The following is a 7,912-nucleotide window of genomic DNA, read 5'->3' as shown; positions in this document are numbered from 1 at the left end:
ACGCGGCACCTCGCCCTGTGGAGCGAGGTGCCGCGCAACATCCGGAAAAGTTTTCCCCGGCCAGATGCTTTCAACTGCAAGCATCCGTTTGAGACAGGTCAAACGTTGCGGCGCAGGCCTGCCCGATAGTTCTGTTCATCAGAACGAGGCGCAGGAATCCCATGAACGGCATCCCACCCCTGTCTTCCCGCGACGCCCATGCCAGCCCGCCGCAACGGGTGCTGGAACGATTGCACAGCTCCGCCGCCGGTCTGGACGCGGACGAAGCCGCCCGCCGCCTGGCGGCGCACGGCTACAACCGATTGCCCGCGCCGAAACGCCAGGGGCCGCTGCTGCGCTTGCTGCGGCAGTTCCACAACGTCCTGCTGTACATGATGCTGTTCGCCTCGCTGGTCACCGCGCTGCTCGGCTTCTGGGTGGACAGTGCGGTAATCCTCCTGGCGGTGGTGGTCAACGCGCTGATCGGTTTCGTCCAGGAGGGCAAGGCGGCCAACGCGCTGGACGCCATCCGCGACATGCTTTCGCTGCATGCCCTGGTCCTGCGCGACGGCCAGCGCCAGGCGCTGGACGCCGAACGCCTGGTACCGGGCGACGTGGTGCTGCTGGCCTCCGGCGACCGGGTGCCGGCCGACCTGCGGCTGTTCGAAACGAAGAACTTCCATGTCGACGAGTCGGCCCTGACCGGCGAGTCGGTGCCGGTGGAGAAGGGCTGCGTCGCGGTGGCCATCGACGCGCTGCTCGGCGACCGCCGTTGCATGGCCTATTCCGGCACCCTGGTGACCAGCGGCCAGGCGCGCGGAGTGGTGGTCGCCACCGCCGGGGATACCGAACTGGGCCGGATCGGTACGCTGTTGCGCGAAGTCCGCACCCTGGCCACTCCGCTGCTGCGACAGATCGCCAGCTTCAGTCGCTGGCTGGCCCTGGCGATCCTGCTGCTGGCCGGCGCCACTTTCGTCCTCGGCACCCTCTGGCAGGGCCAGCCGATGGTGGACATGTTCATGCTGGTGGTGGCGCTGACCGCCTCGGCGATTCCCGAGGGACTGCCGGCGATCATGACGGTGATCCTCGCCCTCGGCGTACAGCGCATGGCCCGGCGCAACGCCATCGTCAGCCGCCTGCCGGCGGTGGAGACGCTGGGTTCGGTGACGGTGATCTGCTCGGACAAGACCGGCACCCTGACCCGCAACGAGATGACCGTGCAGCGTATCGTCACTGCCGACCAGGTAATCGAGGTCAGCGGCGCCGGTTACGCCCCCCCTGGGTGGTTTCAGCCACAACGGCGAAGGCCTCGATCCCGCCGGACGCGACGATCTGCAGGAGATCGGTCGCGCGGCGCTGTTGTGCAACGAGGCGCGCCTGCACCAGGAGGGCGAGGCATGGCAACTGGAGGGCGACCCCACCGAAGGCGCGCTGCTCAGCCTCGGCCTCAAGCTGGGCCTCGATCCGCAGGCGCTGGCGGCGGAACGGCCACGCAGCGATGCGATTCCGTTCGAGTCCGAGCATCGCTTCATGGCCACCCTGCACCACGACCACGCGGGCCAGGCGATGGTCTACCTGAAGGGCGCGCCGGAGCGCATCCTCGACATGTGCGAGGCTGAACGGGTGGGCGACTCGGTGCGGCCGTTGGACCCGGACTACTGGCGGCGCCTGGCCACCGACACCGCCGCTCGCGGCCTGCGCCTGCTGGCCATCGCCCGACGGGCGATGCCGGCGGAGCAGCGCACGCTGGATTTCGCCGACGTGGAACATGGCTTCACCCTGCTGGCCCTGGTGGGCATCATCGACCCTCCGCGCGAGGAAGCCGTGGCCGCGGTCGCCGAATGCCAGGCGGCGGGTATCGCGGTGAAGATGATCACCGGCGACCACGTCGACACCGCGCGGGCGATCGGCGCCATGCTCGGGATCGGCATCGACCGGCCGGCGCTGACCGGCGCGGAGATCGAGTTGCTCGACGACCAGCGCCTGCGCGAAGTGCTGCCGGGCGTCGATGTGTTCGCCCGCGCCAGCCCTGAGCACAAGCTGCGCCTGGTGCAGGCCCTGCAGGCCAGCGGCGAGGTGGTGGCGATGACCGGCGACGGGGTCAACGATGCGCCGGCGCTGAAGCGCGCCGACGTCGGCGTAGCGATGGGCAACAAGGGCACCGAGGCGGCCAAGGAGGCGGCCGAGGTGGTCCTCGCCGACGACAATTTCGCCACCATCGCCAATGCCGTGCGCGAGGGAAGGGCGGTCTACGACAACCTGAAGAAATTCATCCTCTTCATGCTGCCGACCAACGGTGGCGAGGCGCTGATCGTGATCGCCGCGATCCTGTTCCAGTTGACCCTGCCGATGACGCCGGCGCAGATCCTCTGGATCAACATGGTCACCTCCAGCACCCTGGGCCTGGCGCTGGCCTTCGATCCGGCCGAGCGCGGCCTGATGCAGCGTCCGCCGCGTCCGCCGGCGGAGCCCCTGTTGTCGCTGTTCTTCGTCTGGCGGGTGCTGCTGGTCTCGCTGCTGATGATGGCGGGCGCCCTGGGCCTGTTCCTCTGGGAGCTGGAGCATGGCACCGGGCTGGAGAGCGCGCGGACCATGGCGGTGAACAGCGTGGTGGTGTGCGAGATGTTCTACCTGCTCAACAGCCGGCATATCTACGATTCGGTGCTCAGCCGCGAGGGCCTGTTCGGCAACCGCCAGGTCTTGCTGGCGATCGCCGCCTGCGTGGTGCTGCAACTGCTCTATACCTACGCGCCGCCGTTGCAGGCGCTGTTCGGCTCGGTCGGCCTGGCCCCGGGCGAGTGGGCGCGGGTGCTGCTGGCCGGGCTCGGCCTGTTCTGCGTCGCCGAACTGGAAAAGTGGCTATGTCGCCGGGTCCGTGCCCGGCAGGCCTGACGCCGCGAGGTCGCCCCCTTGGCCGCGGCGCTGTGCCTTTGCCCGTGCGCCGCGCACAGACGTCTGCGCCTCGGATCGCCCGGCCGAGAGCGGTCGCACGCGTGGCGATGGGCCGACAGTGAACCCGGGGACCAGGTGTGACTGGGTATTCAGTTCGCATAAAATGTGATCTAGATCACATTTAAACGTTTGCTTACCCTCTAGGACGGGTATCGTACTAGGTGCATCAAACGCTGCGGTCTATTGTTAAGTGGGACTGAAATGTGCCTTTCCGGCACAACGCCAACTCTATAGAGTGGGCTGACTGGACATCTTCAGGGGTCGTCGGGCACGGGCGCATGCGCCTCGGCAGGAAGCCGGGATTCTCGGACTGCCGTACAACGTGCCGGATATCGGGTGCCGAATCCATATTTGGCTGATTGGTTAATAGTTTAAGAAGAACGTAGCGCTATGGCCTTGGTTGACGGTTTTCTTGAGCTGGAACGCTCAAGTGGAAAATTGGAGTGGAGCGCCATCCTGCAGAAGATGGCGAGCGACCTTGGATTCTCGAAGATCCTGTTCGGCCTGTTGCCTAAGGACAGCCAGGACTACGAGAACGCCTTCATCGTCGGCAACTACCCGGCCGCCTGGCGCGAGCATTACGACCGGGCTGGCTACGCGCGGGTCGACCCGACGGTCAGTCACTGTACCCAGAGCGTACTGCCGATTTTCTGGGAACCGTCCATCTACCAGACGCGAAAGCAGCACGAGTTCTTCGAGGAAGCCTCGGCCGCCGGCCTGGTGTATGGGCTGACCATGCCGCTGCATGGTGCTCGCGGCGAACTCGGCGCGCTGAGCCTCAGCGTGGAAGCGGAAAACCGGGCCGAGGCCAACCGTTTCATGGAGTCGGTCCTGCCGACCCTGTGGATGCTCAAGGACTACGCACTGCAGAGCGGTGCCGGACTGGCCTTCGAACATCCGGTCAGCAAACCGGTGGTTCTGACCAGCCGGGAGAAGGAAGTGTTGCAGTGGTGCGCCATCGGCAAGACCAGTTGGGGGATATCGGTTATCTGCAACTGCTCGGAAGCCAATGTGAACTTCCATATGGGAAATATTCGGCGGAAGTTCGGTGTGACCTCCCGCCGCGTAGCGGCCATTATGGCCGTTAATTTGGGTCTTATTACTCTCTGATCTTGCCTCTCAGGTCGGCGAGCTGGCGATCGGTAATTTGCCCTTCTATATAGAAATGCAAAAGCAGATATATAGGGAAGGGCAGGTTCTCGCCATTCTCGAAACGACTGCCGCAGGATTGGCTTATCCCGAAGCGGCTCCAGAAAGTTTCCTGGCTTTCCCGTCGGGCGGTGCGGGTGGCCTTTGCCCGGAAGGCCATGTTTTGGGGCTGTGTTCTCTCGTGTGAAGCCATTGCTCTGATCTTTTCGGACGTTTCTTCGAGCCTAGCAAGGGTCCGGGTTCACCGAAATCTATCTCATTTGCTAGTTATAAAATTATGAAATTTGCATAAATTCTTCAGCTTCCTATTTGGAGGAAGTGAAGATGATCGTACAAATTGGTCGGCGCGAAGAGTTCGATAAAAAACTGCTGGGCGAGATGCACAAGTTGCGTGCTCAAGTGTTCAAGGAGCGCAAAGGCTGGGACGTTAGTGTCATCGACGAGATGGAAATCGATGGTTATGACGCACTCAGTCCTTATTACATGTTGATCCAGGAAGATACTCCTGAAGCCCAGGTTTTCGGTTGCTGGCGAATTCTCGATACCACTGGCCCCTACATGCTGAAGAACACCTTCCCGGAGCTTCTGCACGGCAAGGAAGCGCCTTGCTCGCCGCACATCTGGGAACTCAGCCGTTTCGCCATCAACTCTGGACAGAAAGGCTCGCTGGGCTTTTCCGACTGTACGCTGGAGGCGATGCGCGCGCTGGCCCGCTACAGCCTGCAGAACGACATCCAGACGCTGGTGACGGTAACCACCGTAGGCGTGGAGAAGATGATGATCCGTGCCGGCCTGGACGTATCGCGCTTCGGTCCGCACCTGAAGATCGGCATCGAGCGCGCGGTGGCCTTGCGCATCGAACTCAATGCCAAGACCCAGATCGCGCTTTACGGGGGAGTGCTGGTGGAACAGCGACTGGCGGTTTCATGACGGGGACCTGTCGGCTCGCGCCGGCGCGTTCTCTGTCGGAGAGGGAGCGCCTGGCGTCGATGCCGAATCCGCTGTAAAGCGAGTCCGACCCGCTCCGGACTCGCTATCAGGCATCCCCGGACCAGGGCGCCGGGCTGCCGAACAGGCGTCCCATGGCGCCACGCAAGCCCATTTCCCGCAGTACTTCGAGTTCACCGAGGGTTTCCACCTGTTCCGCGATCAACGGTAGATCGATGCTGTGGGTGGTGCGATAGACCGCTTCGATGAACAACCGCTTGTCGCCTTCCCGGTCGACGGCGTGCAGGTAGCAGCCGTCCAGCTTGAGGTAGGCCAGCCCCAGATGGGTAAGGTTGCCGATCAGGCTGAAGCGGCCGCCGAAATGCTGCAGGCCGAGACCGCAGCCCAGTTCGCGCAGGACCTGGCTGAGGCGTTCCAGTTCGGCCGCGGCTGGCAGGTGCCGCTCGTCCAGTTCCAGGGTCAGCTGGCGCGCCTCCTGCGGATGCGCCTTGAGCAGGGCCAGTAGCGGGGCAAACGTCTGCGCATTGCGGACACTGGCGGCCGACAGGCTCAGCGCCAGCGGCCGTGGATGGCGCCGCAGGTGCTCCAGGCTCTGTTCGAGCATCGCCAGGTCCAGGCGCGCGGCCCAGCCGAAACGTTCTATCCAGGGCAGGAAGCGCCCGGCGGCGATGGCCGTGGCCTGCGGGTCGAGCAGACGCGCGAGGACCTTGTGGTGGAGGACGCGCTGGGTGTCCAGGCAGTCCACCACCGGCTGGAAATAGAGCAGCAGGCGGCGCTCCGTCAGGGCCTGGTCGATCCAGTCGTGCCAGTCCTGGCTATCGTTGAGCGCCGCGAGCGCGGTGCCGTCCTGGCTCGCCCAGGGCTGGGCGGGCTGGCTTTCGGCCTGGGCCAGGGCCTGGTCGGCACGGGCCAGGAGATCCGCGGGCGAGTCGCCTTCGGCGAACGCGCTGATACCGAGATAGGCGACCGGCGTGAGATCGCTGGCACCGGTGCGGGCAAGGTTCTCCAGGCCTTCGCAGAGTTCCTCGGCCAGGCGTTCGGCCTGCTCGCGGGAGCAACCGGGAGCCAGCACGGCGAACTCGCCGCCGCGGCTGCGGGCCAGCAGCCAGTCGGCGCGCCCTTGCTGGCCGCAGGAGTCGACCAGCAAGCGGGCGACCGCCTGGATCAATTCATCCGTGCGTTGCCCGCCGAGACGCTGGTTCAGCCCGTTCAGGTCGTTCAGGCGCAGCAGCAGGAGCTGCCCGGCATGCTCGTGCTCGCCGGCACCCAGCTGTTCGTTGAGGCGGGCGTCGAACAGGCGCCGGTTGGGCAGGCCGGTGAGACTGTCCTGGTAGGCCTGGGCGCGTAGCTTGTCGCTACGCGCGGCCTCCTCGGCGAACAGCGTGCGAAGTTTCTCCACCATCTGGTTCATCGCCTGCACCACGCGGCGCAGCTCCGGCGTGCGCGGCAGCCTGGGCAGGCTGAGGAATTCCCGCCGGCTGATGGCATGGGCCTGGCGCACCATCTGGTCGAGCGGGCGCAGTTGGCGGCGCAGCAGCCAGCCGCCAAGCAGCAGGCTCGCCGCGCCGCAGGCCAGCAACCAGTAGAGGCTGCCCAGGGCGCTGTCCCACAGGCGCGCCAGGGCGAATTGCGGATGGCTGACCACCTCGACCCGCGCCGCCTGTTCCCAGCCGCGCATGATCAGCGCGTCGCCACCCTGGGGCTGGAGATCCACCAGGCGTTCGAACCAGCCGGGCACCGTACGCTCGGCATGCGCTTGCACGCGCTCGACCAGCGGCTTGCCGCTCTTGATGTCGATCACCCGGATGCTGGCGAAGTAGCCGCTGTCGAAGATCGAGCTGACCATCAGTTGCACCATCGCCGGGTCGTCCACGTGTGGCGTCAGGGACAGGCCGAGGGCGGTGGCGGCGTCCTGGGCGTGGGAGCGCAACTGGCCGCGCAACTGCTCGCGGGAGTTCTCCACGCTGCTGACGAAGCTGCCGCTGAAGGCGACGACGAGGAACAGGCAGATGGCGAGGAACAATTGCTTGAGCAGTGACATTCAATCCTCCTTGGGTGCGTCGAGGTCGAGGCCTTCGGCGCGCATCTTGGTCAGCAGGTCCTGCCAGCGCGACAGCTTCTTGCTGTCGCCGGTCCGGCGTCCGCCGTCGGCGCCGGGCAGCCAGAGGCCCTCGGCATTGAAGGCGTACACCGGCAACAGGTCGTCACGTTGCGAAGCGGGGCGGATCTCGCCAATCAGGTTGTCCAGCACCAGTGGGTCGGCGCCCGGGCTGGCGTACCAGGTCAGCACCATGTGCGCCTGGTTCAGGCGCAGGGCCTTGACGTAGGTGATGCGCAGCTTGTCGCTGGCGACGCCGAGGCGACGCAGGGTCACGTACTTGGCGATGGCGTAGTCCTCGCAGTCGGCGGCGCCCTTGACCAGCGCCTCGACCGGAGTCGCCCAATAGTCTTCCTGTTGCCAGATCTCGATGTCGTCGGTGAAACGCAGCGACCGGTTGAAGAAGTCGTTGACCGCGCGCAGCTTGGCCGCTTCGTCGAGCGTGCCGCCCTGTTCGAGCAGGCGGCCCCAGTCGCCCAGGCGTGATTTCGCCGCGCCCAGCTCGCCGTAGCGCTGCTCGGCACGGCTCAGTATCGACTCCAGGTCCCACTGCGCCAGCGCCGCGCCGACTGCCAGCAGCAATGTCGCCGCCAGCGACAGCAGCCAGGGGGCGTAGGCCCTGGGGCAGGGCCGGCGGGCGCCGGGGGTTGGGGACATCGAGCGGGCTCCGGAAGGACTCAGCGAAGTCTACGAGAGCGCCGGGCGGCCTGCCAGCGCGGGGTGTCCGGCGAAACTGACAGGATTGTCATTCAGGGGTCAGGGTGGGGTCCCGCTGCGCTGCTTATA

5 protein-coding genes and 1 pseudogene are annotated in these 7,912 nt (G+C 65.6%); 3 read left to right on the top strand and 3 right to left on the bottom strand.

Annotated features, from left to right (window positions below):
* Positions 1 to 161 precede the first annotated feature (161 nt).
* Together HMPREF2716_RS18180 and lasR are read left to right on the top strand one after the other, a co-directional pair.
* Positions 162 to 2,871 (top strand): annotated as a pseudogene (locus tag HMPREF2716_RS18180) (cation-transporting P-type ATPase).
* A 450-nt stretch (positions 2,872 to 3,321) separates the two neighbouring features.
* Positions 3,322 to 4,041: a transcriptional regulator LasR gene (gene lasR, locus HMPREF2716_RS18175; protein ID WP_070621975.1), complete on the top strand. Its 720-nt coding sequence runs from the start codon at positions 3,322 to 3,324 to the stop codon at positions 4,039 to 4,041.
* On the opposite strand, the gene rsaL is transcribed toward lasR, so the two are convergent.
* Complete coding sequence (rsaL, locus tag HMPREF2716_RS29865) at positions 4,031 to 4,273, bottom strand: quorum-sensing transcriptional regulator RsaL (RefSeq protein ID WP_003083010.1); 243 nt, start codon at positions 4,271 to 4,273, stop codon at positions 4,031 to 4,033. The two genes, lasR and rsaL, sit on opposite strands and share 11 nt — an antisense overlap.
* A gap of 131 nt (positions 4,274 to 4,404) precedes the next feature.
* Between rsaL and lasI the strand changes: the two genes are divergently transcribed.
* The gene (lasI, locus tag HMPREF2716_RS18165) at positions 4,405 to 5,010 is read left to right on the top strand and encodes an acyl-homoserine-lactone synthase LasI (protein WP_003083017.1); all 606 of its coding nucleotides are present in this window, start codon (positions 4,405 to 4,407) and stop codon (positions 5,008 to 5,010) included.
* A gap of 106 nt (positions 5,011 to 5,116) precedes the next feature.
* Here the strand turns inward: lasI and lapD are convergent, their stop codons facing one another.
* A complete protein-coding gene (lapD, locus tag HMPREF2716_RS18160; protein ID WP_003159922.1) occupies positions 5,117 to 7,069 on the bottom strand; it encodes a cyclic di-GMP receptor LapD in 1,953 nt (650 codons plus the stop codon).
* Positions 7,070 to 7,783, bottom strand: a complete 714-nt coding sequence (lapG, locus tag HMPREF2716_RS18155; RefSeq protein WP_003083022.1) for a cysteine protease LapG — start codon at positions 7,781 to 7,783, stop codon at positions 7,070 to 7,072.
* Positions 7,784 to 7,912: the final 129 nt, after the last annotated feature.

It is taken from the genome of Pseudomonas sp. HMSC076A11 (assembly GCF_001810205.1).
In the GTDB taxonomy this organism is placed as follows: Bacteria; Pseudomonadota; Gammaproteobacteria; order Pseudomonadales; family Pseudomonadaceae; genus Pseudomonas; species Pseudomonas aeruginosa.
Note: the sequence above shows the minus strand (reverse complement) of the source record. Positions and strands in the feature narration are given on the sequence as shown.

Coding starts and splice junctions, on each gene's coding strand:
- lasI (WP_003083017.1), top strand. CDS start 4,405: ATGATCGTACAAATTGGTCGGCGCGAAGAGTTCGATAAAAAACTGCTG.
- lapD (WP_003159922.1), bottom strand. CDS start 7,069: ATGTCACTGCTCAAGCAATTGTTCCTCGCCATCTGCCTGTTCCTCGTC.
- rsaL (WP_003083010.1), bottom strand. CDS start 4,273: ATGGCTTCACACGAGAGAACACAGCCCCAAAACATGGCCTTCCGGGCA.
- lapG (WP_003083022.1), bottom strand. CDS start 7,783: ATGTCCCCAACCCCCGGCGCCCGCCGGCCCTGCCCCAGGGCCTACGCC.
- lasR (WP_070621975.1), top strand. CDS start 3,322: ATGGCCTTGGTTGACGGTTTTCTTGAGCTGGAACGCTCAAGTGGAAAA.